This is a genomic window from Marinobacter sp. DUT-3, assembly GCF_050379435.1.
In the GTDB taxonomy this organism is placed as follows: domain Bacteria; phylum Pseudomonadota; class Gammaproteobacteria; order Pseudomonadales; family Oleiphilaceae; genus Marinobacter.
Window position 1 is genome coordinate 950,386 of sequence record NZ_JBNRMG010000001.1, and the last position, 19,644, is coordinate 970,029.

Below are 19,644 nucleotides of genomic sequence, written 5' to 3' on the forward strand. Positions count from 1 at the left end.
CCATTACCCGAAACGACCACGGCTTCCACCAAGATATGGAGCGTCTGGACGACACCCCGGACAACCGCTCCGGCAACCCGGATCTGGACAGCCGGGTTCGTCTGGACCGCCGCCGTTTTCTACGGGGCAGCCTGGCCACCGCAGTTGCGTCTGTCTTTCTGCCCCCGGCCCATGTAATGGCCGGAAACACCCCATCGAAGGGCTTTTCAGGTGTGGCCAGCGGCAATATTCGCTTTCGCCCGGTGCCTGCTCAGACCAGCCCCGATTTTGACTCGGTGGTGGTGCCGGAAGGCTATGATGCACGCGCCTTCTTTTCCTGGGGTGACCCCGTGGTCCGTGGCGCCAAGGCCTGGCAATCTGACGCGTCCGATAGCTGGCAGGAACAGGCTCTGCAGGCCGGCCAGAACCACGATGGCATGGCCTATTTTCCATTCCCGGACGCCCCCGACAGTCATGGACTGCTGGTTATCAACCATGAGTATGTGAACCCCACCCTGCACCCGAACGGATTCAGCAGCCGGGAATTGGAAGATGGCGCCATCCAGCGGCCGGAGGCTGAAGTCCGCAAGGAGCAGATGGCCCATGGCGTCAGTGTGATCGAGGTGAAGAGGCAGGAAAACGAATGGCAGCTCGTCAGGGACTCCCGCTATGGTCGGCGCATTACCGCTCAATCACCAATGGATCTGACGGGCCCGGTCGCCGGATCGAACCTCCTCAGAACCGTGGATGATGCCACCGGCCAGAAGGTACTGGGCACCATCAATAACTGTTCCATGGGGCAGACCCCGTGGGGTACCTACCTGATATGCGAGGAAAACTGGAAGAACTATTTCGTAAACCGAAACCCCGAAGATTTTACCAGCCGCCGCGAACATCACCGCTATGGTATTTCCCAGGCCCTCAACAGCAAGAACTACGCCTGGGATTCGGTCGATCCCCGGTTCAACGCCACCCCCGATGACAGCCAACCACACCACGGCCATGTCAACGAGCCGAACCGGTTCGGGTGGGTGGTCGAGTTCGATCCGTTCGACCCGGACTCTACCCCGAAGAAGCGTACCGCTCTCGGTCGATTGGTGCGGGAATGCGCGACAGTAACCCACGACGCGGATGGCCGTGTAGCCATCTACTCTGGCGACGACACCCGGGGCGAGTATATCTACAAATTCGTGCCCAAAGATCGCTACCGCCCTGTTAACGGCACCGCCAATGCAAACCTGTTGGATGAAGGCACCCTGTATGTGGCCGTTTTCCACAAGGACGGTAAAGGTGAGTGGCGCGCCCTGGAATTCGGTCATTTGGGGCTGACCCCACGTAACGGATTCCACAACCAGGCGGATGTTCTGGTCAATGCCAGGTCAGCCGCCGACATTGTCGGTGCAACGCCCATGGACAGGCCTGAGTGGGTAGCGGTTCACCCGGTTTCCCGCGACGTATACGTCACCCTGACCAACAACAAACACAGAGGCAACAAGCCCGACCAACCGGTGGATGCAGCCAACCCCCGCGAAACCAATCTCCACGGTCAGATTCTGCGATGGCGTGAAAACGATAACCGAGTGGATGCGACAGAGTTTACCTGGGAGATGTTCCTGCTGGCTGGCGATAAACCTTCAGCCGGATCGCCGGAGCACCTGACCGGAACCATCAAGGGCGACGTGTTCTCCTCCCCTGACGGCCTCTGGTTCGATCATCAGGGTCGCCTCTGGATTCAGACAGACTATGGTGACGACGAGCCCCGGAACGCCAACATGGGTACGAACCAGATGCTCTGCGCCGACCCGGAAACCAGACAGGTAAACCGCTTTCTCGTCGGTCCAAGGGGTTGCGAGGTGACGGGGGTAACCGCAACGCCCGACGGCAAGACCATGTGGGTCAATATCCAGCATCCGGAGCTGAGCTACCCCGCTTCGGACGGAAAAACCCGCGCCCGTTCAACCACAGTGCTGATAACCAAAACAGACGGGGGCGTTATTGGTACTTGATCTGTTGCGCTAGAGGTTGCGCCTGCCCCATTACTCCCGGGTCGCCCGCTCGGGAGCCCCTTCTCTTTGATGCTCCCCCCAGTCATCCGGAGAGAATACCGGGGCAGTCGACGGTGCCAGCGGCGGGCGTTCAAGAATGTGATCCGCCGCTTTCTCGCCGATCATGATGGTCGGTGCGTTGATGTTGCCGTTGGTCACCGTCGGCATGATCGACGAATCCACCACTCGCAGGGCTTCAATGCCATGAACCCGGCATTCGGAGTCGACCACCGCCATCGGATCCGAGCCCATCCGGCAACTGCCGCAGGGGTGATAGGCGGTTTCGGCGTTGTCCGCGACCCAGGCATCGATCTCGGCATCGGTCTGCACCTGGTCACCAGGCATCAGCTCCTCGCCTCGATACGGATCAAACGCCGGTTGCGCAAAGATTTCCCGGGTCAGCCGTATGCCAGCCCTGTACGCCTGCCTGTCTTCTTCCTCCTGCAGATAGTTGAAGCACATCCGCGGGGGCGCCTGGGGGTCACTGGACGCCAACCTGACCCAACCACGGCTTTTCGGTTTGTTCGCCCCCAGGTGCGCCTGGAAACCATGCCCCTCGGCCGAGCTGGAGCCGTCATAAGCAATGGCGCCAGCCAGAAAATGGAACTGCAGGTCGGGGTACTTGAGACCGGCCCGACTGCGGATGTAGCCGTTGGATTCAAAATGGTTAGTCGCGCCCAGACCGCTTTTGAAGAACAACCAGCGTGCGCCAATCAGGGCCTGCCCGAACGGATTCAGCCAGCTGTTAAGCGTGATCTTCTGTGTACAGGCCTGTTGAATCCAGACTTCCAGGTGGTCATGAAGGTTCTGGCCCACGCCCGGCAGATCGTGGACCGGCTCAATGCCCATTTCCCGCAAATGGTCGGCGGGCCCTATGCCCGACAACATCAGCAGTTTCGGTGAGTTGAAGGCACTGGCGCTGAGGATCACCTCACGACGCGCCTGCACAGTGATCAACTGGCCGCCGTGGCGGTATTCAACACCCGTCGCGCGCTTGCCCTCAAGTAATATCCTGGTGGTCAGCGCATGCATCCGGAGCTCAAGATTCTGCCGTGTCAGGGCGGGCTTGAGGTACGCATTGGCCGTGGAACAGCGCCTGCCATCGCGTACTGTCATGTCCATCCTGCAGAACCCCTCCTGGCGATATCCGTTGTAATCCTTGGTCTCGCCATACCCGGCCTGTCGTCCGGCCTGAATAAACGCGCGGTACAGCGGATTCTTCATATTATTGCCGTTACAGACCCCGAGTGGCCCTCCGGTATCGCGGTAGTCATCGGAACCGTAAATGCAGTCTTCGGCGCGCCGGAAATACGGCAACACCTCTTCATAACTCCAGCCTTCCGCGCCTTGTTCAACCCACTCCTCGTAATCTCCGGCACACCCCCGCACATAGGCCATGCCGTTGATGGATGAGGATCCCCCAATGACCTTGCCCCGGGCCTGGTGAATTTTCCGGCCATTCAGCCCGGGTTCCGCCTCGGTATACAGCTCCCAGTCAAACTTGGGCTTGTTCAACGGAATCGAAAACGCCGTCGGCATCTGGATGAATACCGAGTTGTCTTTGCCGCCGTACTCCAGTACCAGTACCCGATACTGTCCATCTGCACTCAGACGATCCGCCAACACCGATCCCGCTGAGCCGGCCCCGACTATGACGTAGTCAAATACGTCCTCTGATTTCGAGTTATCCATGGCAACATTCCCCGCCAATCAGTTTTCATCATTCCCCGCAGGCATGATGGTATCGCCGCCCGGCATTTCGCGTTGCGTGTGCAGGAAGTACAGGTGACGCTCATACTGATCAAGAATGTCCGCAATTACCTGCTCGCGGGAGTACCCGTAGAGGTCATAACCCTGACCGCCTTCTGTGAGGTGAACCTCCAGGCGGTAATAATGAGTATCGGATCGGGTTGCGCGGATCGAAAATGCTGGCATCTTGCATCTGGCGGGCCAGATGCCGTAGCTGAAATCCTGTTCGCCGCCCAGGTTAACGCGCAGGACGATGTGCTCATTGCCCTGCCCTCCTTCCTCAATATCCACAGCGAATCCCTGCTGTGAAAGGACCTGTTTGATCTCTTCCATCGCCGATTTTGCCACGTCTTCCAGGAAGCGACGGGATTGATTCAGAGTCGGGAAACTCACACTGCGAGTCAGGCGCTGCTGCCAGTTCAGGGCCGCGTTCTTGCCGGGGTCAGTCCGCCCCGACAGGTGCCCGGCCATGCTGCCGCGATGGCTGTCCTCCTTCAATCCCTCAAGCTGTAGCGCCTTGAACAGTCCGAGCATCATCAGAAACAGCACGAAGGCAAACGGCAAGCCCATGATCACCACCGTACTTTGCAGCGCGCTGAGCCCGCCAGCCATCAGCAACGCCACCGTCAACACCCCGATAATGGCGGCCCAAAGCACCCGCATCCAGCCCGGCGCATCGTGGTTGGGGTCACGGAGAATTGACGTAAGATTGGACAATACCAGCGAGCCGGAGTCGCCGGAGGTCACAAAGAACACAATCGCCAGAATGGTCACCACGATGGTGGTCAGACCCACCCAGGGAAAACTTTCCAGGAAAAGATAAATGGATGAACCGGGGTGTTCCATCGCCTCCTGGCCGAACCCCACCACGCCGCTGTCATTCATTACGAGGTCGATGGCGCTGTTTCCCATGATGGACATCCAGGCCATCATGAAGGCCAGTGGCAGGATCAGTGTGCCCGCCACAAACTGCCGGATGGTTCTGCCCCGTGAAATCCTCGCCAGAAAAAGACCGACGAATGGCCCCCAGGCAATCCACCAGGCCCAGAAAAACACCGTCCAGGCGTTCAACCAGTCTGTTGGGGGATCAAAGGCATAGGTATTGAACGACATTGTGATGAAGCTGGAGAGATAGTCCCCCACATTCATGACCAGGGCGTTCAGGAGAAAAATCGTCTTGCCGCTGAACAAAATGAACAGCATCAGCAGCAGCGCCAGTGCCATATTGAACTCGGAAAGACGGCGGATACCTTTGTCCACGCCGGTAAACGCCGAAATCGCCGAGAAAATAACAATCAAAATAGCCAATACAGTTTGGGTCAGCGTGCTCTCTGCTACGCCAAACATGTAGTTGAGACCGAAGTTCAGCTGAATGATCCCGATTCCGAGACTGGTGGCAACACCGAACACCGTACCCAGCACCGCGGCCGCATCAACGGTGTGGCCGATCGGGCCTTTGATGCGTTTGCCAAATATCGGATACAGGGTTGAGCGAATGGTAAGCGGCAGGCCGTGCCGGTAACTGAAAAAAGCGAGCGCCATGCCCACCAGGGTGTACACGCCCCAGCCAGACAGCCCCCAATGCAGGAAGGTGATTTCCATGGCGTGCCTGGCAGCCGCCACCGTCTCCGGATCTCCGGCCGGAGGCGCAAGGTACTGAGTAACCGGCTCCGCGATGCAGAAAAACAGCAAATCAATCCCGATACCGGCCGAGAACAGCATGGCCGCCCAGGTCAGCACGTTAAAATCCGGTTTGGAATGGGCCGGGCCCAGCCTTAACTTTCCGAACCGTGAGCAGCCAATGGCAATAACAAACACCAGATAGGCCACAACAGAGATAAAATAGAACCAGCCGAAGCTATCGGATATCCAGGCCAGCACACTATAGATAACGGTGCTCGACGACTCGGTAAACAGAATGGTCCACACCGCGAACACCACAATGGCCGCCGCTGAACCATAGAACACGATGGGATTCAGGCGATCTTGCCGATCAGCCCCGCTACTCTCTTCAGCCTCGTCCGTCATACGTGCCTCCGTGGAGAAACGATTCAGGCAGGGTCACTGCCAGAATCGACGCCACTACCGCTCACGAAACTCTAAGGCCGGTACTGGCAGGAAATGGCGGTCATTGATATTACTTGGTATAGAAAGACAAACGGAGGGCGTCAAGGCAACGAGAGCATTGCACTCGTGCGATAACCAGAATTCACCGAGACCGGTGTGGTTTAAACAAGGAAAAAATTGGAGGCGCGGGTCGGAATCGAACCGGCGTACACGGAGTTGCAGTCCGCTGCATAACCACTCTGCCACCGCGCCGGGGAAAAGTCCGAGGAGTTTTAAGGACTTTCATGCTCTCAGGTGGGCTGTGAGAGACTGTGTTAAATTGGAGCGGGAAACGAGATTCGAACTCGCGACCCCAACCTTGGCAAGGTTGTGCTCTACCAACTGAGCTATTCCCGCTTGGTCAACGAGGGCGTATTCTACGGATTCGACCGATTGCGTCAACCACTTTTTTCAACTTTTTGTTTTACCTGGTTTTTATGAACAATAATTGAACAACATCGGGGAGCACTATGACGCCACCACCCTCATCCCGGACCGCCAGCCCTGTTCCCGGCGAGATCCTGACGGATGGTAGCCAACTGACGATTCAGGGGGACTGGGTACTTGGCCATTATCCTGAACTGAAGAATTTAATTGCCCGACTCCAAATATCCGGGTCAGTTGAAGGTTGCAGCGGCAATCTCGCCAACCTTGGCCGGGTTGATACCGCCGGCGCCGCCCTGCTGGCGGAACTGCTGGGCGCAAAGGCACTCGCCGGCCTTGCGGACAGCACCCCCGGGCTTGCGGACGAAAGGCGCGCCCTGCTCCGGGCAGTCGCCAGGGCGATGGGCGACAGAAACGAGCCGCAACCTCCCGCCTACAACCCGGTGGTGGCTATGCTATCCACCCTCGGGCAGCGCGTTGAAGAGCTGTACGACCTGCTCCGGTTACTGCTCGCCTTTATTGGCGAGACTCTGGCGGCGCTTGCTTACAACCTTCCCCGCCCGCGACGCTGGCGGGTTACCGCGTTTGTGGCGGCAATTCAGGACACAGGGCTGAACGCACTCCCCATTGTCGCCCTGCTGACATTCCTGGTGGGGGCAGTGGTGGCGTTCCTGGGCGCCACGGTGCTGGAAGCGTTCGGTGCGACCATCTATACGGTTAACCTGGTGGCTTTCTCGTTCCTGCGGGAGTTCGGCGTACTGTTGGCCGCCATCCTCCTCGCCGGTAGAACCGCCAGCTCCTTTACCGCCCACCTCGGCGCCATGAAGGTCAACGAGGAACTGGATGCCATCCGCACCCTGGGACTCAGCCCCGTTGAATTGCTGGTGCTGCCCAGGGTCCTGGCCATGATGATCAGCCTGCCGTTGCTGACCTTCGTCGGTATGCTATCGGGGATGGCCGGCGGAGCAGCGGTGTGTGCCCTCGTGCTGGACATCTCCCCGACCCAGTTCCTCGCCATCGTCGAGCAGGACATTGCTCTCAAACACTTTCTGGTTGGCCTCGGCAAGGCGCCGGTCTTCGCCTTCCTGATCGCCGTTATTGGCTGCCTGGAAGGCTTCAAGGTCAGTGGCAGCGCACAATCGGTGGGCGAGCACACCACATCCAGCGTGGTGCAGTCCATTTTCATGGTGATTCTGCTGGATTCCATCGCTGCGCTATTCTTCATGGAAATGGGATGGTGAGCATGAGGCAGGAAAACTCAGCAATGGGCAACAGCCGCGAGAACATCTTGGTCGAAGTCCGGGGCCTGGAAAACCGGTTTGACTCCCATGTGGTCCACGATGGCCTGGATCTGGATATCCGGCGCGGGGAAATTCTTGGTGTCGTTGGCGGCTCAGGCACGGGTAAATCCGTACTGCTTCGCAGCATCGTTGGCCTGCATCGCCCCACCAGTGGTGAGATCCGGGTATTTGGCCAGGATCTGCACAGTTTACCGGACAGGGAGCGGGCCCGGATCGAACAGCGGTTTGGCATTCTGTTTCAGGGCGGAGCGTTGTTCACCTCACTCAATCTTCGGGAAAACATTGCCGTCCCGTTGATGGAACACGCCGGTCTCACCCGCCCCATGGCGGAACACCTGGCACAGATGAAGCTCGCCCTCGCGGGGTTGCCGCCAGAGGCGGCCCTGCAGTATCCCGCGGAATTGTCCGGCGGCATGGTCAAGCGCGCGGCCCTTGCCAGAGCCCTCGCGCTGGACCCGGAAATCCTGTTTCTGGATGAGCCCACCGCCGGGCTTGACCCCATTGGCGCCGCTGCGTTTGACGGGCTCATCAAGACCCTGAGGGATGCTCTGGGCCTGACGGTATTCATGGTTACTCACGACCTGGACACGCTATACAGCACCTGTGACCGGGTTGCCGTATTGTCACGGAAAAAAGTGCTGGTAGCCGATAGCCTTGAGGTGGTGGAAGCAACCGATGACGAATGGGTGCACGACTATTTCCACGGCCCCCGTGGCCGTGCCGCCGCACATTCAGCAACAGCCGGGATGCAGGAGCAGTAGAGTATGGAGCCAAAAGCTCACCATATTATTATCGGACTGTTTACGGTCATCATTGCCGCAGCAGCCCTGATATTTGCACTCTGGCTGGGAAAGTCCGCGACCGACCGGGAGTGGGCCTGGTACGAAATCGGCTTTGATCATCCCGTCAGTGGCCTGTCCAGGGGTAACCCGGTACAGTACAGCGGTGTCGAAGTTGGCGAAGTGGTGGACCTGTCCCTGGATTCTGAAAACCCCAGCCATGTGAGGGTGCTCATTCGTGTGGACGAGAACGTGAAAATCCGCGAAAACACCCGCGTCGGACTGGTGCTCGCCAATATCACCGGCAGCATGAGTGTGCGTTTCCAGGGCGGCACGACCGATAGCCCGGTACTGGAAGGCAGTCGCAGTGATCCGCCGCTGATCATGGCAGAACCCTCGGTGTTCACCTCCCTGCTGGATAACGGCGAGGCTCTGTTAAGTAAAGCCGAACGCCTCCTGACCAACGCCAATACTTTATTTTCGGAAGAGAACAGCGAGAACCTGACCCGTATCCTCCGCAACGCCCGGGTAGCCACGGACGGGCTGATGGACCGCCGGACAGAACTGGAACAATTGCTCGAACGGATGAACGACGCCAGCGTGCGGGCCGCCGAAGCTTCAACGCGTGTATCCGCATTTGCCAACAACGCCGACCGGTTATTACAGAGCGAGGGCAAGAACACCCTCGAATCTCTCAACAGCGCCATTGCCTCGATCCAGACCACGGCAACCCGCATTGAACAGCTAACCGCCAGCAATGAAGGCGCACTGGATGAAGGCCTGCAGGGCCTGGGTGAGCTCTCGCCCGCTCTCCGCGAGCTGAGAAGCACGCTCCGCAACCTCAATCATTTCACCCGGCGCCTTGAAGATGATCCTTCCAGCACCATCTGGAACCGGGAAAACATTCAGGAGGCGCCGCAATGACTGTTCGCCATGCGCAAACCTTCACCGCCCTGGCAATGACAGCCATACTCGCCGGATGCACGGTATTCCCGGATTACGAAGCGCCGCGGGTCATGGATATCCCGACACCGGCTGCCGCCCAAAGCGATGGTAGCACCGAGTTCGATATAACCCTGAGAATTGACACGCCCCAGGCCACCGAACCCTTTGACAGTTCACGGATTCTGACCAAGCCCGCGCCCCACGAATACCAGATTTACGGCGGTGTACGCTGGCGTGACACAGCGCCGGTTCTGTTACGGGAACTGATGATAGGAACATTCCGCCAGGAAGGACAACTTCAGGGCGTGGTGAATGAAACCAGCCCAACTGGCAGCGACGTCACCCTGGTCAGTGACCTGTATGGTTTTCACAGTGAAACAGGTGAAAACGGCGTTCAGGTGCTCGTTTCACTGTATGCCCAATTGATGAACAACCGCACAAGGCAGACCATCTGCACTGGCAACTTCAGGGTAACCGCGGACGCGACAGGTCCGGGGATAGATCAGGTAGTCGAGGCCTTTGGCCGTGGGGGCGAAAAACTGGGCCAGCAGCTACGCGACTGGCTCAGCGACTGCCTGGAAGCCTGATCAGGATTCCTGCCTGGGGAACAGATCCGGCCATGCCGCCTGCAGGTACAGGATCATTGACCAGAACGTCAGGCCAGCGGCTACGTATAGCAGCCCTACCCCAATCCACGACCAGAGCTCGCCCGGAGGAAACGCCAGCAGCGTAATGATAGACACCATCTGTGCCGTGGTTTTTATCTTGCCGATGTAGGACACGGCGACACTGGCCCGGCTGCCTATCTCGGCCATCCACTCCCGCAGTGCGGATATGACGATTTCGCGGCCGATAATCACGGTAGCGGGAATCGTCAGGATCAGGCTGGCATGCTCCTCAATCAGCACCGTCAGGGCAACCGCCACCATCAGTTTGTCAGCCACCGGATCCAGGAACGCCCCGAAGGGGGTGCTTTGGTCGAGCTTTCTGGCCAGGTAACCATCGAGCCAGTCGGTGGCGCCAGCCAGGGCGAAAATAGCCGCGCTAACCAGATAGCTCCATTGCACCGGCAGGTAAAAAATCACCACAAAGACCGGGATCATCACAATGCGGGATAGCGTCAGTACGTTTGGTAAATTCATGCTGTCCTTACTCGTCGTGCAATGCTGCGTAGATGGTTTCCGCCAGTGATTTACTGATGCCCTGTACCTTGGCCATCTCATCGACGCTGGCTTTACGAAGTTCCTGTATGCCACCGAAGTAGCGAATGAGATCCCGCCGGCGCTTGGGTCCCACGCCCTCGATACCTTCCAGCGTCGATTGCCGGCGCTTCTTGTCCCGACGGGCACGGTGGCCGGTAATCGCAAAGCGATGGGACTCATCCCGGATGTGCTGAATCAGATGCAGCGCGGGTGAATCCGCCGGCACCCGAAAGACATCACCGGTCATGGCATCAATCAACTGCTCCATCCCGGCCCGGCGGGTGACACCCTTGGCCACACCAATCAGTGGAATATCGGAAATCCCCAGTTCATCAAAGACTTCCCGGGCAATATTCAACTGCCCCTTACCGCCATCAATAAACACCAGATCAGGGCGTTTGCCATCACCTGAAACCATTCGCCTGTAGCGGCGGGTCAGGACCTGGCGCATGGCGGCGTAGTCGTCCCCGGCGGTCACGCCTTCAATGTTATACAACCGGTAGTCACTCTTAAGCGGCCCATTTTCGTCGAAAACCACGCAAGATGCGACCGTGTTTTCGCCATGGCTGTGGCTGATGTCGAAACACTCCATTCGTGACGGCGTTTCAGCCAGTTCCAGCATGTCCCGCAATGCCAGTAATCGCCGATAGACGGTTTCCTTGCTGGCTAGATGGCTCAGCAGCGTCTGGCGGGCATTGGTCATGGCCAACTCCAGCCATTTACGCCGTTCGCCACGAACGTTGCGACGGATCCGGGTATCCCTGCCTGCAGTCTCGGTTAATGCCTGCGCCAGCAACGATTCCCCCTCGACCTCCACCGGCACCAGGATATCCTGGGGAATCTCCCTGCGGGTGCTGCCACCGAAATAGTACTGCCCCAGGAACGCGCTCAACAGTTCGCCTTCCGACTGTTCTATCGAGTAACGGGGGAAGTAGTCCTTGGTACCGAGAACCCGGCCACCCCGGACAATAATCACCACAATGCAGACAACGCCTGCATCCTGGGAAATAGCAACCACGTCCGCATCGCCCCCCTCGCCGTCAACGGATTGCTGTTCCTGGACATGGCGAAGGTGGTTAATCTGATCACGATAGGCTGCTGCCTTCTCGAATTCCAGGTTCTGTGAGGCCTTCTCCATCGCTGCCATAAGATCATGGATGATGGCGGGATTTTTCCCTTCCAGAAACATGGTGGCGTGACGGATGTCCTCCCGGTAATCCTCCGGAGAGATATATTCCACACAGGGAGCTGTGCAGCGGTTGATCTGGTATTGAAGGCAGGGACGAGTTCGATTCCTGAAATAGCTTTCACTACAAGATCTTATGCGAAAAACCTTTTGCAGGATATTAAGACTTTCCTTGACCGCGCCGGAACTGGGAAACGGCCCGAACCAGGTGCCGCCGCCTTTTTTCGTACGCCCCCGCCGAAACGTCAGTGACGGATAGTCGTCATGGGAAGACAGGTAAATGTACGGGTAAGACTTATCATCCCGAAGCAGAATATTGTAAGGCGGCCGAAGGGATTTGATGAGGTTCTGTTCCAGCAGCAGCGCTTCGGTCTCGCTACCGGTAATGGTGATCTCAATGGATGCAATTTTCGCCACCAGCGCTTCGGTTTTCGACGCCAGGCCAGACTTGCGGAAGTAGCTGCCCACCCGCTTCCGGAGATTGCGCGCCTTGCCCACATACAGGACCGAGCCGCCCTCATCGTACATGCGATATACGCCAGGACGCTCAGTAAGCTGTTTCAGAAAATTTCTGGAGTCGAATTCAGACCTTGTCGGCATCGAGCAACCCGAGCCGTACCGCCATCAAAGCGAGCTCAACGTCACTGGAAATTTCCAGCTTCTCGAATATCCGGTAACGGTAACTGTTGACGGTTTTGGGGCTGAGGCAAAGCTTGTCGGAAATGTCCTGAACTTTCTGGCAATCCACCACCATCATGGCGATTTGCATTTCCCGTTCCGACAAGCGGTCAAACAATGACAGATCGCCATCTTCGCCGTTGGGGTCGCCCCCCAGCTGCTTGAGCGCCATCTTCTGGGCAATCTCGGGACTGATGTAGCGCTGGCCGGAATGGGCCATCCGGATCGCACGTACCATTTCCTTGATATCAGCGCCCTTGGTGATATAGGCCGATGCGCCACTCTGCATCACCCGGGTGGGATAGGGGTCGTCGGCGCAGGCCGTTACCACAATGACCCGAATGGTATCGTCAATGCGCAGAATCCGGCGAGTAGCCTCGAGGCCGCCAATACCGGGCATGCGAATGTCCATCAGGACAATGTCCGGCGTTTGCTTGCGCACACATTCAATGGCGTCCTCACCGGAGGAGGCCTGGCCGATGACGTCAATATCGGGGTTATCCGCCAGCATCCGGGTAATCCCGGAACGCACCAGCTCATGGTCATCAACAACCAATACCCTGATCAAAACTCACCTCGCACACGGCTTCTGGTAAAAACAGCGGGATTGTACCGTTTATAAGAACCCCGGGGTAGGTGTTCTCGCGGATCGATGAAACATGAATGAGCGTTCAAGCGGGAACACCCAATCCGGCAGTATTCTCAACCGGATCAAACCACACCACCAGATCCCCCCGCTTCACCGCCGCTTTTACCCGGTCTCGCTCATCCATTGGGTTTTCGGTGTCATTCAGGCCGTGATAACGGGTGCAATATTCATCCACTAGCCCGTCTACCTGATCATCGGAGAGCAGCTCCGTATCAACCACGAACTTTTCCTGCCTGGGGTCGGCCTCAGGTTGCTGGCTGGCGTCGTCGATCATCATTCCTCCGTTTCAGTGACTTATCATAAGGCCTGGGGAGGTATCGGTGAAGTGGTGTTACTGTTAAGTTATGCGAAACCTTGCAATTAATTGTCGCATTGACAGCGACTCCTGACGGAGCGCCTCACTGATTTCCCGGGTAATGTCCACACTACTGCTCAGCGCACCAGCACTGTCGTCCAGTGCGGCAGAGCGCCTGCCAACCCGTTCGATTTCACCCCGCTGATGGCTGACTGCAGCGTTGATTTCCCCTGTCCGGGTTTGCAGCGCCTCAAAACGTGCGCCAAGCTCGATCAGGTGATCTTTCAGAGCGTTGAGGTTGTTGCGATTGCTCACCCCGGCTTCGCTCATCTCCTCGAGCAGCCCATCGACATTGCCAACCCCCTGGACCAGATCATGGACCCATTGACGGATTTCCGCTGTCGAATCCGCTGTGCGCCGGGACAGTGTCCGGACTTCATCAGCCACCACCGCAAAGCCCCGGCCGTGCTCTCCCGCCCTGGCAGCCTCAATGGCTGCATTAAGTGCCAGCAGGTTGGTCTGTTCGGCGATATCGGCAATCACCCCGATAACCTGTTCGATCCTGGAGGTAGAGCCGCCAAGGGCCTGAATGGCAGCCGAGACACGACCAATGACTTCGTTGGCGTGTTCGGCGCCCCGCTCGCTGTTGCGTAGACCGCTGTGCACTTCATCGTTGGCGGATGAAGCCTCGCGCACAGTATCAGCGGCATTGGCCGAGGCCGCCTCTATGGCGGTCGCCTGATCGGCGATGACTGCCATGGACTGGCTGACGTCCCTTATCTGGGTGCGGGTGCGATCGGAAGACTTCTGGACCTCCTCCGCCTGGGTATCCAGGGATGCCGAGCGATGGTCCAGGGTACGGGAGGCCTCCCGGATGTCGCCGATAAAACCGTTGAAGCGACTGACCAGACCACCCAGCGCAACGCTGACGCCGGCCACCTCATCCTGCCCCGAAACCGCCGGGACGTTCGTCAGATCCGCGGTTTTCTCCATCTGATGCAGGTCCCGCTCTATTCGCCTCAAGCGCACAATCACAGTCGCTCTCAGCCACAGAGTCATCAGTAGCACCGCCAGCATGAAGATGATTGATCCCACCACCAGGTAAACCTGCTGGGTCTCCAGAAACGCCAGCAACTCCTGAGCGCCGGAGTCGATACGTTTGCGACTGGCGTTACGACGATCGGCTATGGATTCGAGCATGGGGTCCAATGCGGGGAACAGCTTGAAGTCAACCACCTGCCCTACCCGATAATAACTCTGCTCCTCAATGCCCGGAGCCAGGTCGGCGAGCAGAGTCTGGACGGCGGCAAATCTGTCGGCGTTTTCTGTCGCCCAATCCGCCAGCAGCGGGTTTGAGCGTATTTCGCTCCAGTTTTCTGCAACGGAGTACCGAATGGACTGGAATTCTTCGTCGATCTCACTCCAGAGCAACAATTGCGCCTTTACTTTGTATGCCAGGTCCTGCAGTCGTCGGTGGTCCGCCTCGAGATCTTCCAGTGACCAGGATTCCGTCAGGTTGTCCTTGATCAGCTGCTCGGAGGCTTGCTCAGCCCTGGTAATAATGGACCAGGACAATAATGCCAGTCCAAACACGGCCACCACCGACAGGCATGAGAAAAACAGGATACGACTACGGACAGTTCTGAGCATGACAACTCCACATGCAGGCTTTGCGGTGGAGGTTATGCCAATTCGGTGACACTTTTATTGCAGAGGAACAGAGCGCCATTGCCCTCCATTGCGGCGGGCAAAGTGACCTGCATTATGATTCAGCAGTCAGAGTGGCTGATGGAACTAGCCCGCGCTCCCTTCGAGATTGGCCACCAGCCGTGAATCTTCCAGTGCGGCTGTCCGATGCTTTACGACACCCTTGTACTCAGGGCTCTCGATCATCGCCATGAATGCATCCACGGATGGGTACCGAACCAGCAGAACCTGATCCCAGGACTCGTCGGGGGGCGCAATCAGGGAACCGACGCTCCGCCCGGACCAGATCACCTCCGCACCGACGGCCCGCACACAGGCTGCCGCTTCCTGCATGTAGAGTGAGTAGGCTTCACGCCCGGACCGGTCCGAAGCCTCATCCTTATACTGGGCGCGATCACGAAACCGCAACAGGTTAAGCATAACGACCGGATGATCTTTGGGGGTATTCGCCAGAACTTTCTGAAGCTGTTCGGGAGTCGGATTAACGGTTTCCATGGGTTTCCTTGGTCTATCAGGCTCTGAACGTTCGTTATATTTTGGATATGTGCCCGTAACTATAGCGCAGCATGCCCCCAGGTCACCAAGACCTTTCAATTACATTTCATTCAACCTGGACCAACCTCCCATGCTTCAGCCCGAGCCCTGGGGTCAAGACAAGTCCCTGACCAAAACTTGGTCGATACCGACCCTGAGCGTATTATACAAGCCAGCCTGCTCCCCTAAGCCCTTTGTGCAATTCCCTTTTTCGGCTCGAAACAGGATCCTGTGCCAGTGATTACCCTCTCCATCCCCACCCACATCCGTCCACAGTAACGCTATGACACTTCTCGATATTTTCTATCAAACCCTGGAAACCACCCTGCCGGTATTCGCCATGGTCTTTATCGGCCTGGGCCTGAAGCGCATTGGATGGATCAACGATGATTTCGTTAATACCGCTTCCGCGCTGGTGTTCAAGGCGACCCTGCCAACCCTGGTGTTCCTCAGCATTGTCCGGGCGGATCTGGAAACGGCGCTGAATGTCCACCTGCTGATATTCTTCCTGGCAGCAACCCTGGCGAGTTTCGCCCTGGCATGGGGCTGGGCTGTCTGGCGGGTGCCCAGGGAAGACCGCGGCGTGTATGTGCAGGGAGCGTTTCGCGGCAACTGCGGCATTGTGGGCCTTGCGCTGGCAGCAAGCCTCTACGGCGACTACGGGCTGTCCGCCGGAGGTATATTGCTCGGGCTGGTGATTATCTCCTACAACGCCTTATCGGTAATCGTCCTGCTGGCCTATCAACCGGGCAAGTCCGCCAGCTGGCGTCGAATTCTCAGCGATATTGTCCGCAATCCATTGATTATCTCGGTCTTCCTGGCCATCCCGTTCGCCTGGTGGAAGGTGTCTTTCCCGACCTGGGTCATGACCAGCGGCGACTACTTCGCATCTCTCACTTTACCGCTTGCCCTGCTTTGCATAGGCGCAACCGTCTCCCTCAGCGCTATTCGCAGTGACAGCCGCACTGCCATCAGTTCCAGTGTTATGAAGATGGTGGCCCTTCCTGCCCTGTGCACCGGCGCCGCCTGGCTGTCGGGTTTTCGGGATGCCGAACTCGGACTGATGTTTCTGTTCTTCGCCAGCCCCACCGCGGCCGCCAGTTTTGTTATGGTCAAGGCGCTGGGCGGCAATGACCGACTGGCCGCCAATATCATTGCGCTAACCACCCTGATGGCGAGCGTAACCGTAACGGTCGGAGTTTTCCTGTTGCGAAGCCAGGGCGTCATATGACGCGACAACGTGAACCAGTGCCATTCACACCACACAACCCAGAGGCGATTTATGCAGCAGGAAAAGCCCTATTCACAGGCGTGTGAAAACAACAAACCCTTTATTCTGGAGAAGCTGACCCTGATCTTCCACACGCCCGCCACTATCCTTGAGGTGGGCACGGGAACCGGGCAGCATGCGGTGCATTTTGCCGGTCATTTACCGCACCTGACCTGGCAGCCCAGTGACCATCCGGACAACTACCAGCTTTGCCAGCCCTGGCTTGAGGACTGCCGGCTCGGCAACATCCTGGCGCCGGTGGCGCTGGACGTTGGTGAAGCGGACTGGCCAGTACCTGAGATCCATGGCGCGTTTTCCGCCAATACCGCCCACATCATGGCCTGGGAGGAAGTCCAGGCCATGTTCTCAGGCCTGGGCCAACGGTTGCCGGAAAACGGCGCTTTCTGCCTGTACGGCCCGTTCAACTATAACGGGACCTACACCAGTGACAGCAACCGACAATTCGACCAGTATCTCAGGGCCCGCAATGCCCGTATGGGGATTCGTCACATTGAAGACATGGAAGCAATGGCTGGCGACAATGACCTGTTTCTGGAAAGCGATTTCGAGATGCCCGCCAACAACCGTTTTCTGGTCTGGCGCAAACGCTGATTAGCGCATGTCAGTCAGGAGGTCAAAGCCCCGACGGCACCCATCCAGGTAACTGCCACCAAAAAGGTTGTAGTGGTTCAGGTAATGATAGAGATTGTAGATCTCCTTCTTCAGCGGGTAATCCTTGCTACGGAGCCATACGGAGTCGTATGCGGCGTAGAATGCCGCGCCAAACCCGCCAAACATTTCTGTCATCGCCACATCTGCTTCCCGGTCCCCAAAGTACACCGCCGGGTCGATCAGCCAGGGTGTGTGGCCTTCAAACAGCGCATTACCACCCCACAGGTCACCGTGTAACAGACTGGGCTGTTCGCAACGGGCGTCCAGCCAGCTCTCCAGCGCACTCGCGCTGCTGTCCAGAATAGCCTGGAATTCACGACGCACTCCCGCATTGCGGATCAGCGCCACCTGGTAGCCAAGCCGGTTGTTTACAAAGAAATACCCCCAATTCCTGAACCTGCCATTCACCTGTGGAGACAGGCCAATGTAGTTGTCAGCCTCAAGACCATAGAACGGCTGCACCACCCGATGCAGGGTCGCAAGCCCCTCCCCCAGTTTTGCCAGAGCATCATCCGAGGAAGATCCTGCAGCGATGGCTTCCATCTCCAGCACCGATTCGTCGACGTAATACACCTCTGGCACGCAAATCGTCTCAGCCTGGTTGGCATTCAGCAGTTCCGACCGCAGCAATGCCAGCCCCTCTGCTTCACGGATCAGCGCATTCGGATACCCGGAGTGATTGTGTTTACGGTAAGTCGCCATTTCCCTCATTTCCGCGCTTGAGCTTTCCTGGCCAGGGCTTGTACATTGATAATTAGCGTACCATGCCACATAACACGGGAAAGACCATGATGCGAACACGCTGGGTAATACTGGTTTCGGGTAAGGTGCAAGGGGTGTGTTACCGCGCTTCCACGGAGGATGTTGCCAGGCGACTGAACCTCACGGGTTACGCAAAAAACCTCCCCGACGGTCGGGTGGAAATTGTGGCGGAGGGCTTGCAGGATGACCTTCAGGCGCTGAAGGATTGGTGCGAGGAAGGGCCGCCAGCTGCAAGGGTCACGGGAGTGGAGGTTCGCGAAGTGCCTGTATCCGATGAATTTCGGGAGTTCAGGATAAAAGACTGAAGTTCTGCAATAAAAAAAACCCAGCATTTCTGCTGGGGTTTTGTATTGGCGGAGAGGGAGGGATTATTCGGGCCTTCGGCCCTCACCCCTTCGGGGCCGTCGTCGCTTTGCTCCGACGTTCCTTCGGCTGCTTCGCAGCCTGCGGTCGAACCCGGCGAGGCTTCTCACCCGCCCTCACGGCCAATAAAAAACCCCAGCATTTCTGCTGGGGTTTTGTATTGGCGGAGAGGGAGGGATTCGAACCCTCGAAACGCTATTAACGTTTACACACTTTCCAGGCGTGCGCCTTCAGCCACTCGGCCACCTCTCCAATAAACTGTTCCAAATCAGTAATGTCGTCACTGATTTGAGGGCGCAAACTCTAATGAATTTTCAGGCGTTTGGCAACTCTCTTTGGGAAAATCGTGGAAAAAATTACACTGCCAAGGGACATCGGTTAACGATTGAGCGTTTTCGGGGCTATCGTTACTGTATGGAAATAGCCAGATGGGCGTCAGAATAACCAGCCAATATAAGGAGAACAACAATGCTGATGAAAGCCGACCAATCCATCCTGATCCTGATTGATCTGCAGGAGAAGCTGATGCCGGCCATCGCCGATGGCGGGGCTGTCATTGACCAATGCCTCAAACTGGCAACCATGGCCGGACTGCTGGAGGTTCCGGTAGTGGCAACCGAGCAGCTGCCGGAAAAGCTCGGTCATAACATGCCAGACATCCGTGAGCTGTGCGATCAGGTCATCGGGAAGTATCATTTCGATGCCTGCCCCGATGGATTGATTGATGAATTGCCTGAAGGACGCCAACAAATCGTCATCGGTGGCTGTGAAACCCACGTCTGCATGATGCAGACCGCGCTGAGCCTGGTGGATGCCGGTTACAAGGTCTGGGTGGTGGCGGATGCCACCGGGTCACGCAATGAGCTTGACCGGGACGTGGCCCTGGATCGCCTGCACCAGAGCGGCGCCAGGATTGTCACAGTCGAGATGGTGGCTTTTGAATGGCTACGGCACTGCAAGCACCCGCGTTTTCGCGACATTCAGGGACTGATCAAGTAGCACCTGACCCATCGCGCACGCAATATTGTCGAAGGAGCC

Annotated in this window: 18 protein-coding genes, 3 tRNA genes and 1 other RNA gene; 9 read left to right on the top strand and 13 right to left on the bottom strand. The window is 57.6% G+C overall.

Annotated elements, in window-relative coordinates; translation table 11 throughout:
• The first annotated feature begins 2 nt into the window (after positions 1 to 2).
• The gene (locus tag ACQUWM_RS04265) at positions 3 to 1,985 is read left to right on the top strand and encodes a PhoX family protein (RefSeq protein ID WP_428921429.1); all 1,983 of its coding nucleotides are present in this window, start codon (positions 3 to 5) and stop codon (positions 1,983 to 1,985) included.
• 30 nt (positions 1,986 to 2,015) lie between these two features.
• Here ACQUWM_RS04265 and betA read toward each other — a convergent pair whose 3' ends face one another.
• The 4 genes from betA to ACQUWM_RS04285 form a co-directional block, all read right to left on the bottom strand.
• The gene (gene betA / locus ACQUWM_RS04270; protein ID WP_428921292.1) at positions 2,016 to 3,716 is read right to left on the bottom strand and encodes a choline dehydrogenase; all 1,701 of its coding nucleotides are present in this window, start codon (positions 3,714 to 3,716) and stop codon (positions 2,016 to 2,018) included.
• 18 nt (positions 3,717 to 3,734) lie between these two features.
• Complete coding sequence (betT, locus tag ACQUWM_RS04275; RefSeq protein ID WP_428921293.1) at positions 3,735 to 5,801, bottom strand: choline BCCT transporter BetT; 2,067 nt, start codon at positions 5,799 to 5,801, stop codon at positions 3,735 to 3,737.
• A gap of 217 nt (positions 5,802 to 6,018) precedes the next feature.
• Positions 6,019 to 6,092: transfer RNA gene (locus ACQUWM_RS04280), tRNA-Cys, on the bottom strand.
• A gap of 68 nt (positions 6,093 to 6,160) precedes the next feature.
• Positions 6,161 to 6,236 (bottom strand) — tRNA-Gly (locus ACQUWM_RS04285).
• 113 nt (positions 6,237 to 6,349) lie between these two features.
• On the opposite strand from ACQUWM_RS04285, the gene ACQUWM_RS04290 reads away from it, so the two are divergent.
• The 4 genes from ACQUWM_RS04290 to ACQUWM_RS04305 are packed head-to-tail and all read left to right on the top strand — an operon-like array spanning position 6,350 to position 9,875.
• Positions 6,350 to 7,504, top strand: coding sequence for an MlaE family ABC transporter permease (locus ACQUWM_RS04290; protein WP_428921294.1), 1,155 nt, complete (start codon positions 6,350 to 6,352; stop codon positions 7,502 to 7,504).
• A gap of 23 nt (positions 7,505 to 7,527) precedes the next feature.
• Positions 7,528 to 8,325 (top strand): ABC transporter ATP-binding protein, encoded by a 798-nt coding sequence (locus ACQUWM_RS04295; RefSeq protein WP_428921295.1) that lies wholly within the window; start codon positions 7,528 to 7,530, stop codon positions 8,323 to 8,325.
• A gap of 3 nt (positions 8,326 to 8,328) precedes the next feature.
• Positions 8,329 to 9,267: an MlaD family protein gene (locus ACQUWM_RS04300; protein ID WP_428921296.1), complete on the top strand. Its 939-nt coding sequence runs from the start codon at positions 8,329 to 8,331 to the stop codon at positions 9,265 to 9,267.
• Positions 9,264 to 9,875, top strand: coding sequence for an ABC-type transport auxiliary lipoprotein family protein (locus ACQUWM_RS04305; RefSeq protein ID WP_407000693.1), 612 nt, complete (start codon positions 9,264 to 9,266; stop codon positions 9,873 to 9,875). Before ACQUWM_RS04300 ends, ACQUWM_RS04305 begins: the two co-directional genes overlap by 4 nt.
• Here ACQUWM_RS04305 and pgsA read toward each other — a convergent pair whose 3' ends face one another.
• The 6 genes from pgsA to ACQUWM_RS04335 form a co-directional block, all read right to left on the bottom strand.
• Entirely contained in the window at positions 9,876 to 10,430 is a 555-nt protein-coding gene (gene pgsA / locus ACQUWM_RS04310) for a CDP-diacylglycerol--glycerol-3-phosphate 3-phosphatidyltransferase (RefSeq protein ID WP_407000694.1), read from the bottom strand.
• Between the two features lie 7 nt (positions 10,431 to 10,437).
• Complete coding sequence (uvrC, locus tag ACQUWM_RS04315; protein ID WP_428921297.1) at positions 10,438 to 12,276, bottom strand: excinuclease ABC subunit UvrC; 1,839 nt, start codon at positions 12,274 to 12,276, stop codon at positions 10,438 to 10,440.
• Entirely contained in the window at positions 12,260 to 12,922 is a 663-nt protein-coding gene (uvrY, locus tag ACQUWM_RS04320; protein WP_407000696.1) for a UvrY/SirA/GacA family response regulator transcription factor, read from the bottom strand. The genes uvrC and uvrY overlap by 17 nt, the downstream gene beginning before the upstream one ends.
• 103 nt (positions 12,923 to 13,025) lie before the next feature.
• Positions 13,026 to 13,277, bottom strand: coding sequence for a hypothetical protein (locus tag ACQUWM_RS04325; protein WP_428921430.1), 252 nt, complete (start codon positions 13,275 to 13,277; stop codon positions 13,026 to 13,028).
• A 63-nt stretch (positions 13,278 to 13,340) separates the two neighbouring features.
• Entirely contained in the window at positions 13,341 to 14,948 is a 1,608-nt protein-coding gene (locus ACQUWM_RS04330; RefSeq protein ID WP_428921298.1) for a methyl-accepting chemotaxis protein, read from the bottom strand.
• A gap of 144 nt (positions 14,949 to 15,092) precedes the next feature.
• A complete protein-coding gene (locus ACQUWM_RS04335; protein WP_407000699.1) occupies positions 15,093 to 15,500 on the bottom strand; it encodes a DUF1330 domain-containing protein in 408 nt (135 codons plus the stop codon).
• A 322-nt stretch (positions 15,501 to 15,822) separates the two neighbouring features.
• On the opposite strand from ACQUWM_RS04335, the gene ACQUWM_RS04340 reads away from it, so the two are divergent.
• Positions 15,823 to 16,770, top strand: coding sequence for an AEC family transporter (locus ACQUWM_RS04340; protein ID WP_428921299.1), 948 nt, complete (start codon positions 15,823 to 15,825; stop codon positions 16,768 to 16,770).
• Positions 16,771 to 16,821: 51 nt separating this feature from the next.
• On the top strand, positions 16,822 to 17,421 hold the full coding sequence (locus tag ACQUWM_RS04345; protein ID WP_428921300.1) for a DUF938 domain-containing protein: 600 nt from the start codon (positions 16,822 to 16,824) through the stop codon (positions 17,419 to 17,421).
• Here ACQUWM_RS04345 and ACQUWM_RS04350 read toward each other — a convergent pair whose 3' ends face one another.
• Positions 17,422 to 18,183, bottom strand: coding sequence for a fructosamine kinase family protein (locus ACQUWM_RS04350; protein WP_428921301.1), 762 nt, complete (start codon positions 18,181 to 18,183; stop codon positions 17,422 to 17,424).
• Positions 18,184 to 18,269: 86 nt separating this feature from the next.
• On the opposite strand from ACQUWM_RS04350, the gene ACQUWM_RS04355 reads away from it, so the two are divergent.
• Positions 18,270 to 18,548: an acylphosphatase gene (locus ACQUWM_RS04355; RefSeq protein ID WP_428921302.1), complete on the top strand. Its 279-nt coding sequence runs from the start codon at positions 18,270 to 18,272 to the stop codon at positions 18,546 to 18,548.
• A gap of 46 nt (positions 18,549 to 18,594) precedes the next feature.
• On the opposite strand, the gene ACQUWM_RS04360 is transcribed toward ACQUWM_RS04355, so the two are convergent.
• Positions 18,595 to 18,736: non-coding RNA, RtT sRNA (locus ACQUWM_RS04360), on the bottom strand.
• Positions 18,737 to 18,767: 31 nt separating this feature from the next.
• A tRNA-Ser gene (locus tag ACQUWM_RS04365) sits at positions 18,768 to 18,858 on the bottom strand.
• A gap of 216 nt (positions 18,859 to 19,074) precedes the next feature.
• Here ACQUWM_RS04365 and ACQUWM_RS04370 point away from each other — a divergent pair.
• A complete protein-coding gene (locus tag ACQUWM_RS04370) occupies positions 19,075 to 19,605 on the top strand; it encodes a hydrolase (RefSeq protein WP_407000704.1) in 531 nt (176 codons plus the stop codon).
• Positions 19,606 to 19,644 lie beyond the last annotated feature (39 nt).

Bases quoted from the DNA above. Each gene is read 5' to 3' on its own strand.
- ACQUWM_RS04345 (WP_428921300.1), top strand. From the start codon at position 16,822: ATGCAGCAGGAAAAGCCCTATTCACAGGCGTGTGAAAACAACAAACCC.
- ACQUWM_RS04370 (WP_407000704.1), top strand. From the start codon at position 19,075: ATGCTGATGAAAGCCGACCAATCCATCCTGATCCTGATTGATCTGCAG.
- betA (WP_428921292.1), bottom strand. From the start codon at position 3,716: ATGGATAACTCGAAATCAGAGGACGTATTTGACTACGTCATAGTCGGG.
- pgsA (WP_407000694.1), bottom strand. From the start codon at position 10,430: ATGAATTTACCAAACGTACTGACGCTATCCCGCATTGTGATGATCCCG.
- betT (WP_428921293.1), bottom strand. From the start codon at position 5,801: ATGACGGACGAGGCTGAAGAGAGTAGCGGGGCTGATCGGCAAGATCGC.
- ACQUWM_RS04355 (WP_428921302.1), top strand. From the start codon at position 18,270: ATGATGCGAACACGCTGGGTAATACTGGTTTCGGGTAAGGTGCAAGGG.
- ACQUWM_RS04350 (WP_428921301.1), bottom strand. From the start codon at position 18,183: ATGGCGACTTACCGTAAACACAATCACTCCGGGTATCCGAATGCGCTG.
- ACQUWM_RS04330 (WP_428921298.1), bottom strand. From the start codon at position 14,948: ATGCTCAGAACTGTCCGTAGTCGTATCCTGTTTTTCTCATGCCTGTCG.
- ACQUWM_RS04290 (WP_428921294.1), top strand. From the start codon at position 6,350: ATGACGCCACCACCCTCATCCCGGACCGCCAGCCCTGTTCCCGGCGAG.
- ACQUWM_RS04305 (WP_407000693.1), top strand. From the start codon at position 9,264: ATGACTGTTCGCCATGCGCAAACCTTCACCGCCCTGGCAATGACAGCC.
- ACQUWM_RS04335 (WP_407000699.1), bottom strand. From the start codon at position 15,500: ATGGAAACCGTTAATCCGACTCCCGAACAGCTTCAGAAAGTTCTGGCG.
- ACQUWM_RS04295 (WP_428921295.1), top strand. From the start codon at position 7,528: ATGGGCAACAGCCGCGAGAACATCTTGGTCGAAGTCCGGGGCCTGGAA.
- ACQUWM_RS04300 (WP_428921296.1), top strand. From the start codon at position 8,329: ATGGAGCCAAAAGCTCACCATATTATTATCGGACTGTTTACGGTCATC.
- ACQUWM_RS04325 (WP_428921430.1), bottom strand. From the start codon at position 13,277: ATGATCGACGACGCCAGCCAGCAACCTGAGGCCGACCCCAGGCAGGAA.
- uvrC (WP_428921297.1), bottom strand. From the start codon at position 12,276: ATGCCGACAAGGTCTGAATTCGACTCCAGAAATTTTCTGAAACAGCTT.
- ACQUWM_RS04340 (WP_428921299.1), top strand. From the start codon at position 15,823: ATGACACTTCTCGATATTTTCTATCAAACCCTGGAAACCACCCTGCCG.